We start from the raw sequence: 22818 nt of genomic DNA on the forward strand, positions 1-22818 counted from the left end.
CAGTAAGCTGAGCGCACACGCGACGCGCCCACCACAGCCACGGCCCCGCACACCCGGGCAAACAGGACGACTCCCAACTAAGGGTCGAAGAGCCGTTGTTGATGCGGCACAGGGCGTGGCTATGGTGAATGCGCGCAAACGACCCGCCCGTGCGCGCCCGTCCCCGGAACCGACCGGACGGGCCCACGGGAATCGGGGCCACGGGGAAACGGGGAAGGACACGGAATGGGGCTTCCGGACAGCACGGGCCGCGCCTCGTACATGGGGGCGATGGGGAGCACGGACCTCCGACGCGGCGTCGAGGCGCTGAAGACGTTCAAGAAGAGCATCGACCAAGTCCTCTCGGACTTCGAGGGATCGGCCGGCGGCACGTCCAAGGTCGGCTCCCAACGGGTCTCCAGAACCTCCCTCAGCAGCGGGAGCACGCCGTTCGCCGAAGCGGACGGTCTGTTCGCCCAGTACCACCGCGTCCACCAACGCCTCACCGAACTCTCCAAGTCCCTCGGCGAGCAGATCGAGGCCATGGGCATCGCGGTGCACGGCGCCGACGTCGGCTTCGACAACGTCGACGAGGACATGCGCCGGCGGTTCTGGGCGATCCGGGCGGACACCCGCGAGGGGCAGGACCGGCAGCGCATGGGCGGTTCGCGGGACAACAAGGGCAACGAGACCGAGGTGGGTTGGTGACCATGGCCGGCGACAACGACAGGAACGCACCGGACGCTTCGGACCTGAGCCGGGCGACCGGGCAGAACAGCAACATCGACCGGGTGGTGGCCGTATCACAGCTGCTCGAGAACTCGATCTTCTTCCCCGCCCCGAGCATCAGGCCCGGCCGCACCGACTTCGAATCGCGTCGCCTCAACGACATGGTCGACCTGGTGGAGAACGCCAATCCGGCCGAGTTGGAGAACGCCGGCACAGCCCTGTGGAACGCCCGGGACGCCATCAAGGAGGCCGCCGAGCAGCTCAAGGGCCACATCGCCCAGCCCGACTGGGAGGGCGAGGCGAGCGAGGCGTTCCGCAAGTGGGGCGAGGGGCTCGTCTCGGACACCCTGAAGCTCGCCGACTTCGCGGACGCCGCCGCCACCCAGATCACCGCCGCGGGCGCGGGCCTGGCCTCCGTCCGCAGCGCCATGCCGCCGCGCGACCGGCGAGCGGTCCCCAAGGACGTCAAGGACTTCCCCGAGGACAAGCGAGGCGCGGACAACCCGGAGTACGCGGCGGCGGTGAAGGCCGAGAAGGACCGCCAGGAGGCCATCAACCAGATGAACCGTCTGGCGTCGTTCTACGCGGTGTCGGGGGAGGTGCTGTCGCAGCAGGAGGGGCCGGTGTTCAAGCGGGTGCCGAACGTGGGGGTGCCGAAGCCCCAAGGCGACGGTTGGCGGGGTGACCCGGGCGCGGGCCCAGTCCGAGATGACGTGTCCTTCGCTCAGGCCGGGCAGACGGCGTCTACACCCAATCGGGCGGGGGTGAGCGATCCAGGATCACCCCTGCCCTCCGCGCCGGGCGCGGTCGGCGTCGGAGGAGGTGGGCCGGTCGATCCGGCGGCGCCGGTTCCTCCTTCGGTGGCTGGACCGGCAGCGCCTTCCGCGCAGCTTCCGCCGGTATCTTCCCCGGCTACCGAAACCGCCAGTGTGGGCACTGTGCCGGCCCAAGCCTCGCCGGCTGTACCGAGTGCTCCGTCGGTGAGTTCCCCCACCCCTCCAAGCATTGTTTCCCCGCTGCCTCCGCCTGTGGTGGGGCCGGTCATGGGTGGCGCCAACTCGGCCCGTCCGATTGGGCCGGCCGGTGGGGGCCGCCCGGTCGCCCCGGTCGTGGGCGGGGCCGGCCCCGGTCGGCCGGGGCCCGTGGGCGCGCCGGGCCATGCGCCGGCCAGTGCCGGTGGATCCGCCGCGCCGGTGAGGGGAGCACAACCACCCGTGGGAGGCGTGGGAGCACAGGCACCAGCGGCGGGGCGTCCCGTTGCGGGTGGGCAGCCGTTGGGAGCGCAGAGCCCTGTTGGTCGCGCGGGTCCGGCGGTGGGGGGCCCTGCTTCGGGGATCGTCGGGGGGCGCCCAGGCGTCACGGGCGCGGGGCGGCAACCGCACGGGGGGCGCGCACCTCAAGGCACGGTCATCGGCGGGCAGTCACCAGTCCAGGGCCATCGCCAAGCCACGGGCCCCCAGGCTGCCTTCTCCGCCTCTTCAGGCAGCAGGCCCACAGGGCCAACGGCAGGTGCGAACAGGCACAACCCAGCGGGACGCCCGGAATCATCACGGACGAACGGGGTGGTGGGCGTGCCAGTTCAGCCGCAGTCCGGTGGCCGCGGCAATCGAAAGGGGTTCACCCCCGGCGGTACTGGTCTGGTCCGATCGACTGATCAGTCACGGGCCATCGGCGACGATGACGTCTCCGAGATCATGGAAGTCGGGCATGAGGGCACTCCTGCCGAAGCTCAGGGGCGGAGAAGGATCTGCCCTGACACCCCCACGAGGACAGAGGGTTCATGAGGCCGCGGAACAGCCGTCCAACGGTGAGATTTGACGCTCGAATCGTAGCTGGGTACCGGAGAACGGTGTGCGTGAGTGCGGTGTTGGGCGCTCTGACAATTGGCCTTTCCACCCATGCTCACGCTGACGATGTGCAGAGCCAGCAATGGTATCTGGATTCCATGCGAGCCGAGGACATGTGGAAGATCAGTACGGGGAAGGGTGTCAAGGTCGCGGTCGTCGATTCCGGAGTGAATCCTGACGTGCCGTCCCTTCAGGGGAAGGTCTTGACGGACGAGGTTCCGGCTGAAGTTTCTTATGGGGCGACCAAGGACTACGGCGGTCATGGCACGACGATGGCGGAACTCATCGTGGGGAGCGGAAACGGCGGTGGGCTGAAGGGCCTCGCGCCGGATGCCCGCATCATCCCTATTCGTGCGGACCTAGAGGCTCTGAAGGACAAGAAAGAGAAGAGTAAAACAAAATCCGTTGGCGAAGGTATCCGTGCGGCTGCTGACACGGACGCTAAGATCATCAATCTTTCGGTTGGGTCGGAGTTCACCTACCATGAACTCGAAGAAGCGGTTGACTACGCAGTTCGCAAGGGAAAGCTCCTGTTCGGAGCTATCGGTAACGCTGGAAATGACGTGGAGAGAAACGACTATCCGGGTGCCTACCTTGAAGTGGTGGGAGTTGCGGCTGCCGACAAAACCGGCAAGGTTGGCAACTTCTCTCAGCAGGGCGACTTCGTTGACTTGAGCGCCCCGGGGGTGAATGTTCCTTCCTGGTGCGACGAGAGCTTTACGCGATATTGCACGGGGCGGGGGACCAGCCAAGCCACAGCCATCGCCTCGGCCTCGGCGGCACTGGTCTGGGCGGCACACCCCGACTGGACCGCGAATCAGGTGCTTCGCACGCTGATCGATACGGCTGGGCGTGACTGGAAGAAGGACGACCCGAGCGTCTATCTCGGATACGGCTTGATCCGCCCCCGCAAGGTGCTGGAGAATCCCAACATCGACCCCGGGCCACCTGATGTCCATCCCATCACCAAAATGAAGGACGGGGAGACCTCTCTGTCCGAATCGGGAACGGTCACTCCGTCGCCGGAACCGTCGAAAACCGAGTCCGGCAAGCCCACCCAGGATCCGGCCGAGGACGCCGATGAGCCGAAGCCCTCGCCCACCCAACCCACCGCAGCCGTGCCGGACGACGAGGGCGTGAACGTCCTCGCGATCCTCGGTGGAGCTGCCGGCGTGGCCGTGCTCGGAGCTGGGGTCTTCGTCCTCCTCCGCAAGCGGCGCAACGCCTGATCCGCCCCGAACACCACTGATCCATCCCCGTTCCTGTACGCCTTCGAAGAAGGGAACCGCAACATGTCCCAGGGCCAGCGGCTATCGAATTCCGAGCTGATCAAGCTCGAACAGGATATCGCCACCCGTTTTGAGAACATCAAGGGTCAACTCCACCGCCTCCAGGGCACGATCGACAGCCTCGAAGGTCAGTGGAAGGGCATCGGTGCCGGTGCCTTCAACACCAAGCAGCACGAGATCAACACCTCGATGGTGCGCATCGGCAACATCCTGGTGAAGTTCCTCGACGCCATGAGCGCGAGCCGCAACATCAAGGACGGCAGCGAAGAAGACGTGCGCGCGGCCGTGCAGAGCATCAACGTGAACGCCGGGGCACCCAAGTCGAGCCTCAGCGGCTACTGACCCGGAGCCGGTAGAGAACCCGTTCACCGCGATACCGATCACTCACCGAGGGGGACCCACAGTCATGTCCACGGGAAACTACGACGAACTCGTCGTCAAGTACGGCGGTCTGGACGCCACCGCCACCGAGCTGGCCAACCAGGCGAAGAAGCTCGAAGAGGACCTCGCCAGCATCAAGCGGGCGGTGGCCACCGTCGCCGCGGGGTGGGAGGGCGAGGCCCACACCATGTACACGCAGGAGCAGGCGAAGTGGGACCGGGAGGCCGAGGACATCCACCAGGCCCTGGTCGCGATCGGTCAGGTCGTCGCCCGCGCGGGCGGTGACTACATGGGCGGCGACAAGAAGGCCGCCAGCTACTTCCTGTAGGGGATCGACCGGTGCGGGGACGATCCGCACGGGGGTGACGGCCGGGGTGGGCGCGCGCGGGAGGTGTCCACCCCGGCCGTCGCCATGCGGTACCCGCGGAGGGTGGTCTACTGCTGGGCTGTCTGCTCGCCGGCCGCGGCGGCGGTGCCACCGTCCTGGTCGCTGGGCTCCAGGTCGAACTCGCCGTCCCGGGCCCCCAGGACGAACGCGTGCCACTCGGCGTCCGTGTACCGGAGCACCGTCTCCTTGTCGAGCGAGGAGCGCATCCCCACGCCGCCGCCGGGGAGGTAGGCGATCTCCACCCGCTCCTCGTCCTCTTCGGTGCCGGGGGCGCCCAGCCATTCGACACCGGAGATGTCCAACGAGTAGAGCTCGTCCTTCTCCCGTTCCTTGCGGGCCCGCATCTCCTCTTCGGACTCCGGGGGCTCCGCTGCACCCACGGTTCCCTGACCCTCGGTCATGCTGTGATCTCGCTCCCTGTCGTCACGGGTCCGACTTGGCCCATGTCTGCGCCAGCCTAGTCCTGTTGAGCGGCTCCTCCACCTCGTACGACCGGACGGAGACGCGCGTTGGCGACGTCCACGACGTCGAGGAGCCGAACCGGCGCCCTTCGCGCGAAGCACCGACCCGACGTGATCGCCGGGCGACAGGGGGAACGGGACAACGGAAGCGACGGACCGACGGGCGCGACGGCAGGGGCGGCGACCGCCGACGATCGCACGTCGGCGCCCGAAAGGGGGTTAGTCGCAGTAGTTGCGCAGTATGTCGATGACGGCCCGGATCTGGTCCACCGCGAGAGGCGGGATCGGGTCGGGGTTGAAGTGCATGAGGTCGTTGCGGACCTTGCGGATCTCGTCCAGACGCTTGACGAACATCTTCTGGTCCAGCGGCCAGCGCAACTGCTGCCAACATTGCTCGTTGCGCAGCACGCTCACGTAGTCGCCGAAGGTCAGTGCGTCGTAGGAGGCGGGCTGCCGGCCGTTGCGGCCGCAGGCTTCCGCGACCTGGGAAAAACCGAACTGGTCGGATATGAGCGTGCGCAGACGCTGGTCCAGCTCACCCACCAGCAGGAAGGGGCTGGCCAAAGAGCCGTACGCCAGGGCGACATCGGAGACGGTGACGATGCCGACGACGTCGTTGTGCGGTCCGCGGACCAGGACGAAGTCGGAGGACGCGAGTACCAGCAGGACATCGATCAGGTCGTGGTCGTAGCGGACCTCGCGCGCCTCGACGAGGGCGTCGGCCAGCGTGCAGCCGGGATCGCGATGCCGTGCTTGGGCGATGGACTTCCAGGTCACGGCCCCGACGACATGGCGTTTTCCCGACATGACCGGCAGTTGGGAGAAGTCGTTGAGCAGCATCGTGGTGACGGCCGCATCCAGGTCCTCGCCCTTCGCGATGGTCGTGACACCGCCCATCGCGGAGGCGATGGTGCCCACGGTCGGGCCGGGTTCCCTGGCGCGTGCTGCGTAGTTGGGCGCGCCCGGTGTGGAGTCGTCGGCAGCCGCCTCCTGCCCGCCGCCATCGACCTCGGGAGTGGCCGTCTTGAGCTCGACCACCGCGTCGAGACCCACTTGCTCGAAGTTCGGTGAGGTGATCAGGCCGTGGTTGCCCAGATCGGTTTCGATCTGGTCGCGTATCAGGCCGCGGCTGCTCGCTCCCCACCAGCCGAGCAGCTCGCGCACGGAGAGCGACTGCGGTCGCTGCTCGTCCGCCGCCTGCCGGGCGCGCTGGAGCAGCTCGTGCCGCTGGGTCGCCGTCGGACTCGGGACGGCGTCCTCCTGTACGGGCTTCACCGCCGAGGACGCTTCTTCGGCCACCCGGGCGAGCAGCTCCTGGCGCAGATCGTCGAGGAGAGGGCCGTCCGGCAACTGCCACGCGAACCAACCGTCGAAGCTGCCGTAACCGACGGCCACCTTCGCAGCGCGGGAGGGGGAACGGAAGACCTTGTCGCTCGCCGGCAGTCGGATGCCCCCGCCGTCGGCGGTGGTGACCTCGGCCCGGTGGATTTCCTTCTTCTTCTTGCGGCGGAAGACGAGAGGGGTTCCATCCGTGAGCAAGCCGGCCTTCAGCAGGTCGCCGATGGTGACCCGGCGTCCGTCCAGCAGGTACGGATGTGGTGCCGGATCCTGATCCTGACGGTCCGCATCGGATGGCTGATCGGTCACGCTCCGGCCCTCCCGGCTGTTTCACGGCGGTGCGCCCGACCCGGCGCGCCCCGTCATCGTAGAGCGACCCGAGGCCGCCTCTCGGCCAGGACCGTTCCCCTGCCGGACGTCCGGGAAGGACGGCTCCCGCTCCGTCTCGTGGGGCCGGTGTGCCCGGTGCACGAGTGCCGGCAGGGGGTGCACGCCCCGCGGCGCTGCTCGCCGTGCCAGTGACGGCACGGCAGCCCTCGATCAGCGAGCCGCTTCGGCGCTGCAACTCCACGGCCCGGCGTGTCCACCGACCCGCCGGCCCACCCCGTGCCGGGGAAGGACCCGGGCGGGCCCTTCCCCGGCGGGCGTTCACGCGCCCTCGTCGCCCTCCGCGAGCAGCCCCGTCTGCACCAACGGCTTGCCCCGCTTGCGGGACACGAAGGTGCCCCGGCCCACCGGCATCGGCCGCGGTCGCACCCCGCCCAGCAGGTCCCCCTCGCCGGGGTCGCCCGCGAGGACGACGCCCTGGGCGCCCAACTCCTTCATCCGTTGGATGAACGGCTCGTACGCCGCCCGCCCCGCCCCGGCGGTGGAGCGGGCGATGATGAAGCGCACCCCCACGTCCCGCGCGAACGGAAGCAGCTCGGTCAACGGGGCGAGCGGGTTTCCGCTGGAGGTGGAGACCAGGTCGTAGTCGTCGACGACGACGTACACCGTGGGCCCCTGCCACCAGCTGCGCTCCCGCAGTTGCCGCGCGGTGACGTCGGCGGTCGGGCTGCGCCGGCGCATCAGGTCGGCGAGTGCCTCGACGTGGTGGTCCATGGCGTTGGACATCGGCACGTACTCGGCCAGGTGGGAGGCGGGCACCGCGTCGAGCAGGGCCCGCCGGTTGTCCACCAGGAACAACTTGCAGCCGTCCCCCGGGTACCGCTCGGTGAGCCCCTTGACCAGGAGGCGCAGCAGGTTCGACTTGCCGGACTCGCTCTCGCCGAACACCAGGAAGAACGGGTCCTGCTCGAAGTCCACGAACACCGGTTCGAGGTTGTCCTCGTCGAGGGCCCAGGCGACGCCCCGTTCCGGGAACCGGTCGCCGCGGGGCAGCCGGTCGGCGGGCAGGCGTCGGGGCAGCAGGCGCACGCCGGGCGCGCCCGGCGCCGACCAGTGCCGGGTCACCTCCGCCGCGAGGGCCTCGGTGGCCCGGGCGAGGTCGGTGTCCGAGGAGAGTCCGTCGATCCGGGGGACCGCCGCCATGAAGTGCAGGCGCTGCGGCGAGATGCCGCGACCGGGCACCCCGACCGGTACGTTCACCGCGACCTTGCGGTCGATCTCGGAGTCCATGGTGTCGCCGAGCCGCAGTTCCAGCCGGTTGCCGAGGAGGTCCTTGAGGTGGGAGCGGACCTCCATCGAGCGGGATGCCGACAGCACCAGGTGCACGCCGTACCCGAGGCCGCGGGAGGCGATGTCGACGACGATCTGCTCCAGGCCCTCGTACTCCTGACGGAAGTTGCCCCAGCCGTCGATGACGAGGAAGACGTCGCCCCAGGGCTGGTCGGTGACGGAGACCTCGCCCCGGGCCCGGCGGGCGCGGAAGTCGGCGATGGACGCGATCTGGGCCGCCCGGAAGTACTCCTCGCGGCGGGTCAGCACCCCGTACACCTCGGCGACGGTGCGCCGCACCCGCTCCGGGTCGAGCCGGGAGGCGACCCCGCCGACGTGGGGCAGGCCGGCGACCGCGGCGAGCCCGCCGCCGCCGAAGTCGAGGCCGTAGAACTGCACCTCGTACGGGGTGTGGGTGAGGGCGAAGGCGGCGATGAGGGTCCGCAGCAGCGTCGACTTGCCGGACTGCGGGCCCCCGAGGAGTTGCAGGTGACCGGCGGCTCCCGAGAAGTCGCACCAGAGCGGATCGCGGCGCTGCTCGTACGGCTTGTCGACCAGGCCCAGCGGGACGACCAGTCGCCCGGTGACCGACTGGTCGGGCGGGGTGAGCCCGCGCCCCTGGACCGCCGTCAGCCCGGGCAGCAGCGCGTCCAGCGACGGCGGGCTGTCCAGCGGCGGCAACCACACCTGGTGCGCCGCCGGGCCCTGCGCCTCCAACCGCCGGACGATCACGTCGAGCACGGTGTCCGCGAGCGCCTCGTCCTCGGCGTCCGCCTCCGGCGCGGTGCGGGCCGCGGGCACGCTCAGGTACGACACCGGGACCTCGGTCGCGGTGAACAGCACGGGGCGTCGGTCCACGGGCAGCGGCCCGCCCGCCCCCACGGTCCGTCCGCCGCCGGACCGGTAGGCACCGGACACGTACGCCGCCTTGAAGCGCACCATCTCGTCGGTCCCGAACTTCAGGAACCCCGAACCGGGCACGTTCGGGAGCTCGTACGCGTCCGGCACGCCGAGCGCCGCCCGGGACTCCGCGGCGGAGAAGGTCCGCAGACCGACCCGGTACGACAGGTACGTCTCCAGCCCTCGCAGCCGCCCCTCCTCCAACCGCTGTGAAGCCAGCAGCAGATGGACGCCGAGGGACCTGCCGATGCGCCCGATCTGGACGAACATCTCGATGAAGTCGGGCTTCGCGGTGAGCAGTTCGCTGAACTCGTCGATCACCAGCACCAGGGAGGGGATCGGCTGCAACGGAGCCCCGGCGGTCCGGGCCCGCTCGTAGTCGTGCACGTTGGCGTAGTTGCCCGCGTCCCGCAACATCTCCTGGCGCCGGTTCAGCTCGCCGCGGATCGAGTCGCCCATCCGGTCGACCAGCGTCAGGTCGTCCGCGAGGTTGGTGATGACGGCCGCCACGTGCGGCATCTGCGCCATCCCGGCGAAGGTGGCGCCGCCCTTGAAGTCGGCCAGCACGAAGTTCAAGGTCTCGGAGGAGTGCGTCACCGCGAGGCCCAGCACCAGCGTGCGCAGCAACTCCGACTTGCCGGAGCCGGTGGCCCCCACGCACAGCCCGTGCGGTCCCATGCCCTCCTGCGCGGCCTCCTTGAGGTCCAGCATCACCGGCTGCCCGTCCTCGCCGACCCCGATCGGCACCCGCAACCGCTCCGCCAACGACCGGGTGCGCCAGGTGCGCCGGGTGTCCACCGAGGCCGCGTCCCCGAGCGCCAGCAACTCGGTGAACTCCAGGTTCGCCAACAGCGGCTCGTCGTCGTCCCCGCCCGAGGCCATGCGCAGCGGCGCCAACTGCCGCGCCAGGGCCTCCGCCGACTCGGGGGCGAGCGCGTCCGGCACGCCCTCGTAGACCTGGCCGCTCGCCGACTCCAACCGCAGCGACCCCGGCCGGACCACGATCGACAGGTCCCCGCGTCCGGCGGCGAGGTCACCGGGCACCACCTCGACCACCGTGACGCCCTGGAGCCCCTCCACCGAAGCGAGGGGGGAGTGCGGCGACAGCGACAGCCCGTCCAGGACGACGACCAGGTGCGGCTCGTCCGGCACCGGAGCGCCCGCCGGGTGGAAGCGGGGCCGCCCCACCAGCCGGTCGGCGAGCAGCGCGTCCAGGTCGCCCGCGCCGTGCACGACCATCCGGCGGGCGCCCGCACCGTCCGGCGCCCCCGGCGCCTGGGCGTGCGGCAGCCACTTGGTCCACTCCCATTCGGGGAGGCGGTCCGCGCCGACACCGAAGACCAGGACCAGGTCCTCGGGGGTGTGCAGCGAGGCCAGCGAGGCGGTCAACGCCCGGGCCGTGCCGCGTGCCGCAGCCGGGTCGCCGCTGACCGTGACGTGGTAGAAGGCCCGCAGGGACACGGCCATCGGCAGGGCTTCCAGGGTGCCGTGCGCGGCGACGAACCGGCGCAGCGCGTCCTCCGTCAGCGGTTCCAGACCGTCGGTCGGCCCGATGTCCGGCGCGATCAACGGGGTGGCCAGCGGCTGCGGCCCCAGCCCGATCCGCACCTGCCCGAAGTCGACGTCACCGGAACGCCGCTCCCACACCCGGCTGCCCTCGGCGACCAGCGCCCAGAGCTGCTCCGGGGAGGGGTGCAGGAAGTACTGGGCGTCGCGCTGCGCGCGGGCGGTCGTCACCGCGGTCCGCCGGGTCTGCGCCAGGTACCGCAGGTAGTCCCGGCGGAGGTCCGCCAACTGCCCCTGGGCGCCGCGCCGGTAGCGCACCACCATGGCGATCGTCATGGCGAGGGTGGAGACCACCATCACCATGCCCATGACCTTCATGAACGGGTGTGAGTTGGGCATGAAGAAGAAGACGATCGAGCCGCCCATGCCGAGCAACGGCATGAGCTGCATCAGGGTGCCCTCCTCCTGGCCGCGCGGCAGCTCCGGCGGCGGTTCGAGCGCGATCTCCCCCGTGGGCGTTTCGGGTGGCAAAGCCCGTGGCGGGCGCTTGACGACGATCTGGCTCATTGGCCCCAATTCCCTTGCCGGCGCGGTCCCTTCCCTCCGCCGCCCCGTGCACAGCGGACCCCGACCGCCCGGCCGATCCTACTGACGCGCCGCGTGCGGGTCGGGCGATAGGGTGCGGTCCGTGTGCGCCCGCACACGGACAACGCGACGGGCGAAACGGGGCATTCACGGGCCACTCGGGCCCGGCCGGTCGGGAACGGGGCACCGGAACGCGCCGTGACGACGCGTCGAGGACGAGGACACCGCCGGGAGGGACCCGGCGCACCGACCGCACCAAGCCGCCCGACGGGCGCGCCCACCGCCCGGTCGCGCGCCGGGTCACCACCGTCCACGACGCCCGGCCACCACCCGTACCAGCCCATGAATGAGGGGGGAGCAGCAGGTGAGCATGACGGCCTCCGCGGCCACCGGAGAGCCCGGTGGCGCCGCAGCTGTCGGACCGAACGGCTCGGCCGTCCACCGCGGCCCCGGCACCGGCCACGGCTTCTGCCGGGTCACGATCGTCGCCCCCGACAGCCGCATCGACGTGGCGCTCCCGGACGACGTCCCCGTCGCCGACCTCCAACCCGAGATCCTGCGGCTCGCCCGGCAGGCCCCCGAACCCGGGGCGCCCGTCGGCTACCACCTCGTCCGCCGCGACGGGACCGTCCTCGACAGCGCCCGGTCCTTCACCGCCCAGCGCATCCCCGACGGGGAACTGCTCACCCTGCGCCCGTTCGCCGACTCGCTGGCCCCGGTCGTCTTCGACGACGTGTCGGAAGCCGTCGCCGCGGGCGTCAGCCGCGACCGCACCCTGTGGAGCGGCGAGCTCACCCGTGCGGCCGGGCTCACCGGCGGGGGCGTTCTCGCCGCCCTCATCGCCTTCCTCGCCTGGTCCGCCGACCCGGGCCACGACATGAACGGCATCCCCGGCGTCCTCGCCGCCGTCACCGGACTGCTCCTGCTCACCCTCGGCGCCGTCCGGGCCCGCGTCTACGACGACCGGGCCGCCGCGCTCGCCCTCGGTCTGGGCGCCCTGCCCAACGTCGCCGTCGCGGGCTCGGGCCTGCTCGCGCCCGCCGCCGGACAGGGCATCGGGCAGTTGCACGTCCTGACGGCCTGCGCCGCCGTCCTGCTCGCGGCCCTGTTCCTCACCGCCGCCTCGCCCCGCGGCGACGGCCCCTTCGTCGCGTTCGCCTTCGCCGCCGGAATCGGCCTGCTCGCCACGTTCACCGCGCTGCTCGCCGACTTCGACGCCGTCGAGACCGCCGCGGTCTGCGTGCCCGTCGCGGTCGGTGCCCTGGCCTTCCTGCCCGGTCTGTCGATGCGCTTCGCCCGCCTCCCCGTCGGCTTCGCCGCGCCCAGCACCACCCGCGGCCCCGGCCCGACCGCCCCTGGTGCGTACGGCGAGGAGCCCGCCGCCCCCGAGACCGTGGACGCCGAACGGGTCGCCGCCCAGGCCCGCCGCGGCCACGAGCTGCTCGTCGGCCTGGTCGGCGGCTGCGCCCTGGTGGCCGTCGGCGCCGCCGCCGTGCTCGGCTTCTCCGACGACCCGTGGGCCCGGCTCCTCGCCCTGGCGACCGGGCTGTCCCTGCTGCTGCGCGCCCAGCTGTTCCGCTACTCGGCCCAGGTCGGCGCCACCCTCGCCGCCGGCCTCGGCTCCCTGGTGCTGCTCGGCCTCGGCCTCGCCCTCAACCCGCCGGCCCACCTGGTCCGCGACGCCCTGCGCGGCGACGGCACCGCCCTGGACGTGCGCACGGTCTGGCTCGTCGCCGCGTTCGCGGTGGGCGCCGCCCTGGTCACCTCGGTCGGGCTGATCGTCTCCCGCGGCGGGGTCAGCCCCTTCTGGGGCCGGTTCCTGGAACTCGCGGAGGGCTTCTTCCTGCTCACCCTGGTGCCCCTGACCCTCGCCGTCTTCGACCTCTACGCCCAGGTCAGGGCGCTGGTGCCGAAGTAGGCCGCCCCCTGCCGCCGTCCCGCCGCTGCCCACCGCTGCATACCGCGGTGGGCAGCGGTGCTAACCTGGTCGACGGCCGTTTGCGTACGCACCCCCGGATCTCCCGAGACCTGGTGGCAGCGCCCAGCGGACCCCGCCTCCCGAGTCACGGAAGATCCCCTGCGACGTGTCAGGGGCACTCGGCGGCCCCACGAAGCCGGTACGGCTCCGTGACGAAGCAACCAAGGAGTACGCGTGTCGCTCGACGCCGCTACGAAGAAGCAGATCATGTCCGAGTTCGGCACCAAGGAGGGTGACACCGGCTCCCCCGAGGTCCAGGTCGCCATGCTGTCGCGCCGGATCTCCGACCTGACCGAGCACCTGAAGACCCACAAGCACGACCACCACTCGCGCCGCGGTCTGCTCATCCTGGTCGGTCAGCGTCGCCGGCTGCTCCAGTACCTGGCCAAGAAGGACATCCAGCGCTTCCGCGCCCTGGTCGACCGCCTCGGCATCCGCCGCGGCGCGGCCGGCGCCAAGTAGCACGTCGTGAAGGGAGCGGTTCCCACCCCAGGGGACCGCTCCCTTCGCCGTTGCCGGCCGGACCGCGGGCCGGTTCCCCGCTCACGGGGCGCACCACGGCACACCCGCCGTGCGCGCTCTACGTGCGCAGGGTCACCGCGGCTTTGTAGTCTGGTCGCAGTACCACCACCGCACGGACCGGACCGACGCGACGCCCGTCGCCGCGAGGTCCACCGGACGGCACCCGCGGCACCGCCGAGTCGGCGCCGCACGCAGTGACACATGACGAGGAGAAGCGCCCCCGCCGCGCCGGTCCTCGGTAGTGGCTCCCGGGACGTTCGCCCCCGAGGGCTTCGATCGAAGACCGGCAAGCAACCACGGCGCGCTTCTCCGCCCCCGTCCCCCGCCACCCGGGCGCGGGACGCAGACGAGGAGAAACCGCTGGTGGAGAACGAGACCCACTACGCCGAGGCCGTCATCGACAACGGCTCCTTCGGCACCCGCACCATCCGCTTCGAGACCGGTCGCCTGGCCCGCCAGGCCGCCGGTTCCGCGGTGGCCTACCTGGACGACGACACCATGGTGCTGTCGGCCACCACCGCCTCCAAGAACCCCAAGGACCAGCTCGACTTCTTCCCCCTCACGGTGGACGTCGAGGAGCGCATGTACGCGGCCGGCAAGATCCCCGGTTCCTTCTTCCGCCGCGAGGGCCGGCCCAGCGAGGACGCGATCCTCACCTGCCGCCTGATCGACCGCCCGCTGCGCCCGTCCTTCAAGAAGGGCCTGCGCAACGAGATCCAGGTCGTCGCGACGATCATGGCCCTCAACCCCGACCACCTGTACGACGTCGTCGCGATCAACGCCGCGTCCGCGTCCACGCAGCTCGCCGGGTTGCCCTTCTCCGGTCCGATCGGCGGCGTGCGCGTGGCCCTGATCCGCGGCCAGTGGGTGGCGTTCCCGACGCACACCGAGCTGGAGGACGCCGTCTTCGACATGGTCGTCGCGGGCCGCACCCTGGAGGACGGCGACGTCGCGATCATGATGGTCGAGGCCGAGGCCACCGAGAAGACCATCAAGCTGGTCGAGGGCGGCGCCGACGCCCCCACCGAGGAGGTCGTCGCGGCCGGTCTGGACGCCGCGAAGCCCTTCATCAAGGTGCTGTGCAGGGCGCAGGCCGACCTCGCCGCCAAGGCCGCCAAGCCGACCGGCGAGTTCCCCGTCTTCCTGGACTACCAGGACGACGTCCTGGAGGCCCTCTCGGCCGCCGTCCGCGAGGAGCTGGCCCAGGCCCTCACCATCGCGGGCAAGCAGGAGCGCGAGGCCGAGCTGGACCGGGTCAAGGGCCTGGCCGCCGAGAAGCTGCTCCCGCAGTTCGAGGGCCGCGAGAAGGAGATCTCCGCCGCGTACCGTTCGCTGACCAAGTCCCTGGTCCGCGAGCGCGTCATCAAGGAGAAGAAGCGCATCGACGGCCGCGGTGTCACCGACATCCGCACCCTGGCCGCCGAGGTCGAGGCCATCCCGCGGGTCCACGGTTCCGCCCTGTTCGAGCGCGGCGAGACCCAGATCCTCGGCGTGACCACGCTGAACATGCTCCGCATGGAGCAGCAGCTGGACACGCTGTCCCCGGTCACCCGCAAGCGCTACATGCACAACTACAACTTCCCGCCGTACTCCACCGGCGAGACGGGCCGCGTCGGCTCCCCCAAGCGCCGCGAGATCGGCCACGGCGCCCTCGCCGAGCGCGCCATCGTCCCGGTCCTGCCGGCCCGCGAGGACTTCCCCTACGCGATCCGCCAGGTGTCCGAGGCGCTCAGCTCCAACGGCTCGACGTCCATGGGCTCGGTCTGCGCCTCGACGATGTCGCTGCTGAACGCCGGTGTGCCCCTGAAGGCCCCGGTCGCCGGCATCGCCATGGGCCTGATCTCCCAGGAGATCGAGGGCGAGACCCACTACGTCACCCTCACCGACATCCTCGGTGCGGAGGACGCCTTCGGCGACATGGACTTCAAGGTCGCCGGCACCAAGGAGTTCGTCACCGCCCTCCAGCTCGACACCAAGCTGGACGGCATCCCGGCGTCCGTGCTGGCCGCGGCCCTCAAGCAGGCCCGCGACGCCCGTCTGCACATCCTCGACGTGATGATGGAAGCCATCGACACGCCGGACGAGATGTCCCCGAACGCCCCGCGGATCATCACCGTGAAGATCCCCGTGGACAAGATCGGCGAGGTCATCGGCCCCAAGGGCAAGATGATCAACCAGATCCAGGAGGACACCGGCGCCGAGATCACGATCGAGGACGACGGCACCATCTACATCGGTGCCGCCGACGGCCCGGCCGCCGAGGCCGCCCGCGCCACGATCAACTCCATCGCCAACCCGACCATGCCGGAGGTCGGCGAGCGCTACCTGGGCACGGTCGTGAAGACCACCACCTTCGGTGCGTTCGTCTCGCTGATGCCGGGCAAGGACGGTCTGCTGCACATCTCGCAGATCCGCAAGCTGGCCGGCGGCAAGCGCGTGGAGAACGTCGAGGACGTCCTCGGCGTGGGCCACAAGGTCCAGGTCGAGATCGCCGAGATCGACTCCCGCGGCAAGCTCTCCCTGATCCCCGTGATCGAGGGCGAGGACGGTGCCGAGGACGCGAAGGACGACGCCGCCAAGTGACGTCCCGTAGTTTCCGCGCGACGGCCCGTGTCTCTTCGGAGACGCGGGCCGTCGCCCGTACCCAAACCCTCCTCAAGGGCAAGGACGGCATCGGCACGGTCCGCCGCACGACCCTGCCGGGCGGCCTGCGCGTCGTCACCGAGACCCTGCCCTCCGTCCGCTCGGCGACCTTCGGCATCTGGGCCCATGTGGGCTCCCGGGACGAGACGCCGGCCCTGAACGGCGCCACCCACTACCTGGAGCACCTGCTCTTCAAGGGCACCGACCGACGGTCCGCCCTGGACATCTCCTCCGCGATCGACGCGGTCGGCGGCGAGATGAACGCCTTCACGGCGAAGGAGTACACCTGCTACTACGCACGGGTGCTCGACACCGACCTGCCGCTCGCCATCGACGTGGTCTGCGACATGCTGACCGGCTCGCTGATCCGGCCCGAGGACGTCGACGCCGAACGCGGCGTGATCCTCGAAGAGATCGCGATGACCGAGGACGACCCCGGGGACTGCGTGCACGACCTGTTCGCGCACACCCTGCTCGGGGACGGCCCGCTGGGCCGCCCGGTCCTCGGCACGGTCGACACGGTCAACGCCCTGACCGCCGACCGCATCCGCCGCTTCTACCGGAAGCACTACGACCCCACCCACCTGGTTGTCGCCGCCGCGGGCAACGTGGACCACCACAAGGTCGTCCGCCAGGTGCGCGCCGCGTTCGAACGCGCGGGGGCGCTCGGCCGCGCCGACGCAGAGCCCATCGCCCCCCGCGAGGGCAGCCGCACGATCCGCGCGGCGGGCCGGGTGGAGCACATCGGCCGCAGGACCGAACAGGCCCACCTCGTCCTCGGCATGCCGGGCCTCTCCCGCACCGACGACCGGCGCTGGGCGCTCAGCGTGCTCAACACCGCACTCGGCGGCGGCATGTCGTCCCGGCTCTTCCAGGAGGTGCGGGAGAAGCGCGGGCTGGCGTACAGCGTGTACTCGTACACCTCCGGCTTCGCCGACTGCGGCCTCTTCGGCGTCTACGCCGGGTGCCGCCCCAGCCAGGTGGGGGACGTCCTCGCGATCTGCCGCGACCAACTCGCCGAGGTGGCGGAGCACGGGCTGTCCGACGACGAGATCGTCCGGGCCATCGGCCAACTCGCCGGCTCCACGGTCCTCGGCCTGGAGGACACCGGCGCCCTGATGAACCGCATCGGCAAGAGCGAACTGTGCTGGGGCGAGCAGATGTCCGTCGACGACATGCTCGCCCGGATCGGCGCGGTGACCCCGGACGAGGTCCGGTCGGTCGCCCGCGAGGTGCTGGGCCGTCGCCCGTCCCTGTCGGTCATCGGCCCGCTCAAGGACAAGCAGACGGCCGCGCTGCACGCGGCGGTCGGCTGACCTCCCCTCGTCCCCTCCCCGTAAGGAACAAGCACATGAGCAAGCTGCGAGTCGCGGTCATCGGCGCCAAGGGCCGCATCGGCTCCGAGGCGGTGCGTGCCGTGGAGACCGCCGAGGACCTGGAACTGGTGGCCGCGCTCGGCCGCGGAGACCGGCTGGAGACGCTGGTCGAACAGGACGTGCGGGTCGCCGTGGAGCTGACGAACCCCGGTTCCGTCATGGGCAACCTCGACTTCTGCGTGCGCCACGGCATCCACGCCGTGGTCGGTACCACGGGCTGGACCGACGAACGGCTCGCCCAACTCGGCACCAGCCTGGCCGCGTCCCCCACCACCGGGGTCCTCATCGCGCCGAACTTCTCCATCGGCGCAGTGCTGACCATGAAGTTCGCCCAGATCGCCGCCCCCTACTTCGAGTCCGTCGAGGTCGTGGAGCTGCACCACCCCCACAAGGCGGACGCCCCCAGCGGCACCGCGACCCGCACCGCCCAGCTGATCGCCGCCGCCCGGGCCGCCGCGGGCAGCGCTCCGCAACCGGACGCCACGGTCACCGCGCTGGAGGGTGCCCGCGGCGCGGACGTCGACGGGGTGCCGGTGCACTCGGTGCGGCTGCGCGGGCTCCTCGCCCACCAGGAGGTCCTGCTCGGCGGGGAGGGGGAGACCCTCACCGTCCGGCACGACTCGCTGCACCACAGCAGCTTCATGCCGGGCATCCTGCTGGGGGTGCGGCGCGTGGTGGACGCCCCGGGCCTCACCTTCGGCCTGGAACACTTCCTGGACCTCGGCTGACCGATGCGCGCCAAGATCACTTACGCCCTCGCGGCCGTCGTCCTGGTCGTCTACTTCGTCCTGGTCGGCAGCCGCGGGGTGTTCCTCATCCAGGCCGGCACCCTGCTGACGGTCACCTTCGGGCTCGCGGTGCTGGTGCTGCCGCTGATCGGACTCTGGTTCCTCTGGAAGAACACCCAGTTCGCCCGGAAGGCCGGACTGCTCGCGGCGGAACTCGAACGCGAGGGCGGGCTACCCGTCGACGAACTGGAGCGCACGCCCAGCGGGCGCATCGACCGCGACTCCGCCGACGCCGTGTTCCTCAGGCGCAAGGCCGAGACGGAAGCCGCGCCGGAGGACTGGCGCTCCTGGTTCCGGCTCGCCGTGGCCTACCACGACGCCCGCGACACCCCCCGCGCCCGCAAGGCCATGCAGCGGGCGATCGCCCTCCACGAGGGACGGCAACCGGCCGCCTGACCGACCGTGCCCCGGCCCGCGACGGCGGGCCGGGGCACGGGGCGGCGGCCGGAACCGTACGGGGCGGTCGGTTCAGCCCCGGCGGTACTCCTCGGCCCACGCCTCCACGGTGTCCGCGGCCCGGTCGAAGGCGTGCGAGCGGGCCAGGAAGTCCGCGTTGTGGGTGGTCAGCAGCAACACCGGTGCGTCGTCCGCGCGGCGGCCGGAGACCGCCAGGGTCAGGGCCTGCCCCTGCACCGTGCGCGGCAGCCCCAACCAGCGCACCGGCTGCTGGGCGGTGCGCAGCGTGGTAACCCGCTGCCAGGGGAACGTGACCGTGGTCAGGAAGCCGACCCGGCGCACGCCCCGGGCGCTGACCCAGGTGCCCATGCGCAGCAGCCGCAGCGCGGCAGCGATGACGAGCGCCGCCACCGCCATGCAGGCTCCCGCCGCGGCCGGGGAGTCGGCCAGTGCCACGATCATGGTGGCCAGCAGCACGTACGAGGCCAGCAGCAACAGGAGTGCGCCGGCGCCCACCCGCCAGGGCCCGGGGCGGTAGGGGCGCCGCCAGCGATCACGGTCGTCGAACGGCAGCGCGACGTCGTCCGACGACTCGTCGAAAGCGCGGTCCGCCGTCAGGAAGGGCAGGGGCACGACAGGTCCTCACTCGATCCACGCACGGGTCCGTGCCCGGTGAGGCTATCGATACGTGACCGAACCGACCACCCTCGGGGGGCCGGACGAGTCACGCCCGGCTGACGTCCCAGGTCAGACGGGTGGACGCCAGTGCAAGCCCCTTGGTCGCACTCACTCTCCGTCACGATGGGTGACGGTGCGGGTCAGCGATCGTCGACCGTCGCCTCCGACTGCTGGGTGCGTGCGGGCGAGGGGTCGGGGGAGAGGGCCGGCGTTCCGAAGACCAGGGCGCCGACCAACCCGGCGGCCACCGTCAGCCCGATGAGGGTGCGACCCGCGACGACGCCCGCCGAGAGCCGTTCCCGGGGCGGGGGAGCGACGTTGCTGCGGAAGCCGTCGGTCTCGGCGACGAAGGCGAAGGGAACGGACTCGCGCCGGGGGGCCATGGGGGGCTCCTTTCCTGGGGTGCGGTCGGCGGCGGAACGCCGTCACCCTCCAAGACGCACGAAAGCGTCCACAGGTGCCCCGTATCGGCGATTTCATGGAAATTCGCCGGGCTTCGCGAAGGTGCGCGCCGACCGACCCCCCACGGGGAGCCGGACCGGCAACGGAAATCCGGCGGGCCGCCCGACCGCCCCCAATCACCCGGCGAAGTGTCCGGATTGCAGCATTTCATGAACTTCATCTAGCCTGAACGAACGGACCCGGCACTGCGTGAACCCCCGAGCAGGCAGTGCCGGGCTCCACCTTTGTCGCACACCCGTGTCCCCCGCATGGGGACCCCGCGCTGAGCAGCGAGTAGCGTGTTACCCATGGCTCCGACCTCCACTCCGCAGACCCCCTTCGGGCGGGTCATCACCGCCATGGTCACGCCCTTCACGGCGGACGGCGCACTCGACCTCGACGGCGCCCAGCGCCTCGCCGCCCATCTGGTGGACGCCGGCAACGACGGCCTGGTGCTCAACGGCACCACCGGGGAGTCCCCCACCACCACCGATGCGGAGAAGAGCGAGCTGGTCCGGGCGGTCCTCGAAGCCGTGGGCGACCGGGCCCACGTCATCGCGGGCATCGGCACCAACGACACCCGCCACAGCGTGGCCCTCGCCCGCGAGGCCGAAGGCGTCGGGGCGCACGGCCTGCTCGCGGTGACGCCGTACTACAGCAAGCCTCCGCAGGAGGGGCTGTACCAGCACTTCACCGCGATCGCCGACGCCACCGGCCTGCCCGTGATGCTGTACGACATCCCCGGCCGCAGCGGGGTGCCCATCGAGACCGAGACGATCGTGCGTCTCGCCGCGCACCCCCGGATCGTGGCCAACAAGGACGCCAAGGGGGACCTGGGCCGCGCCAGCTGGGCCATCGCGCGCTCGGGGCTCGCCTGGTACTGCGGTGACGACATGCTCAACCTGCCGCTGCTGTCGGTGGGCGCCGTGGGCTTCGTCTCCGTCGTCGGCCACGTCGTCACCCCGGAGCTACGGGCCCTCGTGGACGCCTACACCGCCGGTGACGTCCAGAAGGCGACCGAGATCCACCAGCGGCTGCTGCCGGTCTACACGGGGATGTTCCGGACCCAGGGCGTCATGACGAGCAAGGCCGCCCTCGCCCTCCGGGGGCTGCCCGGCGGTCCGCTGCGACTGCCGCTGATCGGGCTCACCGCGGAGGAGACCACCCGACTGCAGGAGGACCTCGCCGCCGGCGGGGTGGAGCTGTAGCCCTCGCGGGGTATGGCTCCCACCACGGACTTCACAACTGAATACGCACCACCACCGGACCGACCCGCTCCGGTGCGACCGACAACTGCATTTGCACGAACGTCACGCGCGCCACGTGCCACTGGGTACGTGGCGCGCGTGGTTGAGGAGAGTCTTTTGAGTCATCCGCATCCTGAACTCGGTGCTCCGCCCAAGCTCCCGAAGGGCGGCCTGCGCGTCACCCCGCTCGGCGGCCTCGGCGAGATCGGCCGCAACATGACCGTCTTCGAGTACGGCGGTCGTCTGCTGATCGTCGACTGCGGAGTGCTCTTCCCCGAGGAGGAGCAGCCCGGAATCGACCTGATCCTGCCGGACTTCTCGTCCATCCGGGACCGCCTCGACGACATCGAGGGCATCGTCCTCACCCATGGTCACGAGGACCACATCGGCGGTGTCCCCTACCTGCTGCGCGAGAAGCCGGACATCCCGCTGATCGGTTCCAAGCTGACCCTCGCCCTGATCGAGGCGAAGCTCCAGGAACACCGCATCCGCCCCTACACCCTGGAGGTGGCGGAGGGGAACCGGGAGCGCATCGGCCCCTTCGACTGCGAGTTCGTCGCGGTCAACCACTCCATCCCGGACGCCCTGGCCGTGGCCGTGCGCACCCCGGCCGGCATGGTCGTGCACACCGGCGACTTCAAGATGGACCAGCTCCCGCTGGACCGCCGACTGACCGACCTGCACGCCTTCGCCCGCCTCAGCGAGGAGGGCATCGACCTCCTGCTGTCGGACTCCACGAACGCCGAGGTCCCGGGCTTCGTCCCGCCCGAGCGCGACATCTCCAACGTGCTGCGCCAGGTGTTCGCGGGCGCCCGCAAGCGCATCATCGTGGCGAGCTTCGCCAGCCACGTGCACCGCATCCAGCAGATCCTGGACGCCGCCCACGAGTACGGCCGCCGGGTCGCCTTCGTCGGCCGGTCCATGGTCCGCAACATGGGTATCGCCCGAGACCTCGGCTACCTGCGGGTGCCCGCGGGGCTCGTCGTGGACGTCAAGACCCTCGACGACCTGCCCGACAGCGAGGTCGTCCTCGTCTGCACGGGGTCCCAGGGCGAGCCCATGGCCGCGCTCTCCCGCATGGCCAACCGGGACCACCAGATCCGGATCGTCCAGGGCGACACGGTGATCCTGGCGTCGTCCCTGATCCCCGGCAACGAGAACGCGGTCTACCGCGTGATCAACGGCCTGACCCGCTGGGGGGCGAACGTCGTCCACAAGGGCAATGCGAAGGTCCACGTCTCGGGCCACGCCTCGGCCGGCGAACTGCTGTACTTCTACAACATCTGCAAGCCGCGCAACCTGATGCCGGTCCACGGCGAGTGGCGCCACCTCAGGGCCAACGCCGAGTTGGGCGCCCTCACCGGCGTTCCGCACGACCGCATCGTCATCGCCGAGGACGGCGTGGTCGTCGACCTGGTCGACGGCAAGGCCAAGATCGTCGGCAAGGTCCAGGCCGGCTACGTCTACGTCGACGGGCTGTCGGTCGGGGACGTCGGCGAACCCGCGCTCAAGGACCGCAAGATCCTCGGGGACGAGGGCATCATCTCGGTCTTCGTCGTCGTCGACGCCAGCACCGGCAAGATCACCGGCGGCCCGCACGTCCAGGCCCGCGGCTCCGGCATCGAGGACGCGGCGTTCAGCGACATCATCCCCAGGGTCACCGAGGTGCTCGAACGCTCGGCGCAGGACG

Annotated in this window: 18 protein-coding genes (1 of these 18 only partly in view); 13 read left to right on the forward strand and 5 right to left on the reverse strand. The window is 71.0% G+C overall.

Translation table 11 applies throughout. From position 1 onward, the window contains the following. Positions 1-225: 225 nt before the first annotated feature. The 5 genes from ACSMX9_RS23110 to ACSMX9_RS23130 all read left to right on the forward strand — a co-directional run bounded on the left by ACSMX9_RS23110 (position 226) and on the right by ACSMX9_RS23130 (position 4553). A complete protein-coding gene (locus ACSMX9_RS23110) occupies positions 226-687 on the forward strand; it encodes a hypothetical protein (RefSeq protein ID WP_445396610.1) in 462 nt (153 codons plus the stop codon). A 2-nt stretch (positions 688-689) separates the two neighbouring features. Further along, on the forward strand, positions 690-2492 hold the full coding sequence (locus tag ACSMX9_RS23115; RefSeq protein ID WP_445396612.1) for a hypothetical protein: 1803 nt from the start codon (positions 690-692) through the stop codon (positions 2490-2492). Between the two features lie 131 nt (positions 2493-2623). Next, on the forward strand, positions 2624-3784 hold the full coding sequence (locus ACSMX9_RS23120; RefSeq protein ID WP_445396614.1) for a S8 family serine peptidase: 1161 nt from the start codon (positions 2624-2626) through the stop codon (positions 3782-3784). 63 nt (positions 3785-3847) lie between these two features. Then, positions 3848-4186, forward strand: coding sequence for a WXG100 family type VII secretion target (locus ACSMX9_RS23125; RefSeq protein ID WP_445396616.1), 339 nt, complete (start codon positions 3848-3850; stop codon positions 4184-4186). Positions 4187-4250: 64 nt separating this feature from the next. Then, the gene (locus ACSMX9_RS23130) at positions 4251-4553 is read left to right on the forward strand and encodes a WXG100 family type VII secretion target (protein ID WP_351248605.1); all 303 of its coding nucleotides are present in this window, start codon (positions 4251-4253) and stop codon (positions 4551-4553) included. 107 nt (positions 4554-4660) lie between these two features. Here ACSMX9_RS23130 and ACSMX9_RS23135 read toward each other — a convergent pair whose 3' ends face one another. The 3 genes from ACSMX9_RS23135 to eccCa all read right to left on the reverse strand — a co-directional run bounded on the left by ACSMX9_RS23135 (position 4661) and on the right by eccCa (position 11041). Continuing rightward, positions 4661-5014, reverse strand: a complete 354-nt coding sequence (locus tag ACSMX9_RS23135; protein ID WP_445396618.1) for a DUF397 domain-containing protein — start codon at positions 5012-5014, stop codon at positions 4661-4663. A 279-nt stretch (positions 5015-5293) separates the two neighbouring features. Further along, positions 5294-6721, reverse strand: a complete 1428-nt coding sequence (locus ACSMX9_RS23140; RefSeq protein ID WP_445396620.1) for a restriction system modified-DNA reader domain-containing protein — start codon at positions 6719-6721, stop codon at positions 5294-5296. A 339-nt stretch (positions 6722-7060) separates the two neighbouring features. Beyond that, positions 7061-11041, reverse strand: a complete 3981-nt coding sequence (gene eccCa / locus ACSMX9_RS23145; protein WP_445396622.1) for a type VII secretion protein EccCa — start codon at positions 11039-11041, stop codon at positions 7061-7063. Between the two features lie 388 nt (positions 11042-11429). Here eccCa and eccD point away from each other — a divergent pair, with 388 nt between their 5' ends. From eccD to ACSMX9_RS23175, 6 genes are all read left to right on the forward strand, one after another. After that, positions 11430-12977, forward strand: a complete 1548-nt coding sequence (eccD, locus tag ACSMX9_RS23150; protein ID WP_445403068.1) for a type VII secretion integral membrane protein EccD — start codon at positions 11430-11432, stop codon at positions 12975-12977. Between the two features lie 234 nt (positions 12978-13211). After that, the gene (gene rpsO / locus ACSMX9_RS23155) at positions 13212-13499 is read left to right on the forward strand and encodes a 30S ribosomal protein S15 (protein ID WP_030943387.1); all 288 of its coding nucleotides are present in this window, start codon (positions 13212-13214) and stop codon (positions 13497-13499) included. A gap of 423 nt (positions 13500-13922) precedes the next feature. After that, positions 13923-16142, forward strand: a complete 2220-nt coding sequence (locus tag ACSMX9_RS23160) for a polyribonucleotide nucleotidyltransferase (RefSeq protein ID WP_366115863.1) — start codon at positions 13923-13925, stop codon at positions 16140-16142. Then, positions 16139-17518, forward strand: coding sequence for a M16 family metallopeptidase (locus tag ACSMX9_RS23165; RefSeq protein WP_445396624.1), 1380 nt, complete (start codon positions 16139-16141; stop codon positions 17516-17518). The genes ACSMX9_RS23160 and ACSMX9_RS23165 overlap by 4 nt, the downstream gene beginning before the upstream one ends. Before the next feature lie 35 nt (positions 17519-17553). Beyond that, entirely contained in the window at positions 17554-18306 is a 753-nt protein-coding gene (dapB, locus tag ACSMX9_RS23170; protein WP_445396626.1) for a 4-hydroxy-tetrahydrodipicolinate reductase, read from the forward strand. Between the two features lie 3 nt (positions 18307-18309). After that, positions 18310-18762, forward strand: coding sequence for a hypothetical protein (locus ACSMX9_RS23175; protein WP_445396628.1), 453 nt, complete (start codon positions 18310-18312; stop codon positions 18760-18762). Positions 18763-18834: 72 nt separating this feature from the next. Here the strand turns inward: ACSMX9_RS23175 and ACSMX9_RS23180 are convergent, their stop codons facing one another. Together ACSMX9_RS23180 and ACSMX9_RS23185 are read right to left on the reverse strand one after the other, a co-directional pair. Continuing rightward, positions 18835-19395 (reverse strand): hypothetical protein, encoded by a 561-nt coding sequence (locus tag ACSMX9_RS23180; RefSeq protein WP_366115867.1) that lies wholly within the window; start codon positions 19393-19395, stop codon positions 18835-18837. A gap of 185 nt (positions 19396-19580) precedes the next feature. Next, positions 19581-19823 carry a hypothetical protein gene (locus ACSMX9_RS23185; RefSeq protein ID WP_445396630.1) on the reverse strand — a complete coding sequence of 81 codons (243 nt, stop codon included), beginning with the start codon at positions 19821-19823 and terminating at the stop codon, positions 19581-19583. A gap of 366 nt (positions 19824-20189) precedes the next feature. Between ACSMX9_RS23185 and dapA the strand changes: the two genes are divergently transcribed. Together dapA and ACSMX9_RS23195 are read left to right on the forward strand one after the other, a co-directional pair. Beyond that, the gene (dapA, locus tag ACSMX9_RS23190; protein WP_351248581.1) at positions 20190-21089 is read left to right on the forward strand and encodes a 4-hydroxy-tetrahydrodipicolinate synthase; all 900 of its coding nucleotides are present in this window, start codon (positions 20190-20192) and stop codon (positions 21087-21089) included. Between the two features lie 156 nt (positions 21090-21245). Beyond that, positions 21246-22818: the 5' portion of a ribonuclease J gene (locus tag ACSMX9_RS23195; protein ID WP_351248579.1), read on the forward strand. It continues 113 nt past the right edge of the window; the window shows 1573 of its 1686 coding nt (coding positions 1-1573); it begins with the start codon at positions 21246-21248; the stop codon falls past the right edge of the window.

Source organism: Streptomyces sp. LE64, from assembly GCF_052606915.1.

Excerpts from the sequence above, each read along its gene's own strand:
- dapB (WP_445396626.1), top strand. The coding sequence starts at position 17,554 with ATGAGCAAGCTGCGAGTCGCGGTCATCGGCGCCAAGGGCCGCATCGGC.
- ACSMX9_RS23130 (WP_351248605.1), top strand. The coding sequence starts at position 4,251 with ATGTCCACGGGAAACTACGACGAACTCGTCGTCAAGTACGGCGGTCTG.
- eccD (WP_445403068.1), top strand. The coding sequence starts at position 11,430 with ATGACGGCCTCCGCGGCCACCGGAGAGCCCGGTGGCGCCGCAGCTGTC.
- ACSMX9_RS23115 (WP_445396612.1), top strand. The coding sequence starts at position 690 with ATGGCCGGCGACAACGACAGGAACGCACCGGACGCTTCGGACCTGAGC.
- ACSMX9_RS23185 (WP_445396630.1), bottom strand. The coding sequence starts at position 19,823 with ATGGCCCCCCGGCGCGAGTCCGTTCCCTTCGCCTTCGTCGCCGAGACC.
- ACSMX9_RS23135 (WP_445396618.1), bottom strand. The coding sequence starts at position 5,014 with ATGACCGAGGGTCAGGGAACCGTGGGTGCAGCGGAGCCCCCGGAGTCC.
- ACSMX9_RS23110 (WP_445396610.1), top strand. The coding sequence starts at position 226 with ATGGGGCTTCCGGACAGCACGGGCCGCGCCTCGTACATGGGGGCGATG.
- ACSMX9_RS23175 (WP_445396628.1), top strand. The coding sequence starts at position 18,310 with ATGCGCGCCAAGATCACTTACGCCCTCGCGGCCGTCGTCCTGGTCGTC.
- eccCa (WP_445396622.1), bottom strand. The coding sequence starts at position 11,041 with ATGAGCCAGATCGTCGTCAAGCGCCCGCCACGGGCTTTGCCACCCGAA.
- ACSMX9_RS23125 (WP_445396616.1), top strand. The coding sequence starts at position 3,848 with ATGTCCCAGGGCCAGCGGCTATCGAATTCCGAGCTGATCAAGCTCGAA.
- dapA (WP_351248581.1), top strand. The coding sequence starts at position 20,190 with ATGGCTCCGACCTCCACTCCGCAGACCCCCTTCGGGCGGGTCATCACC.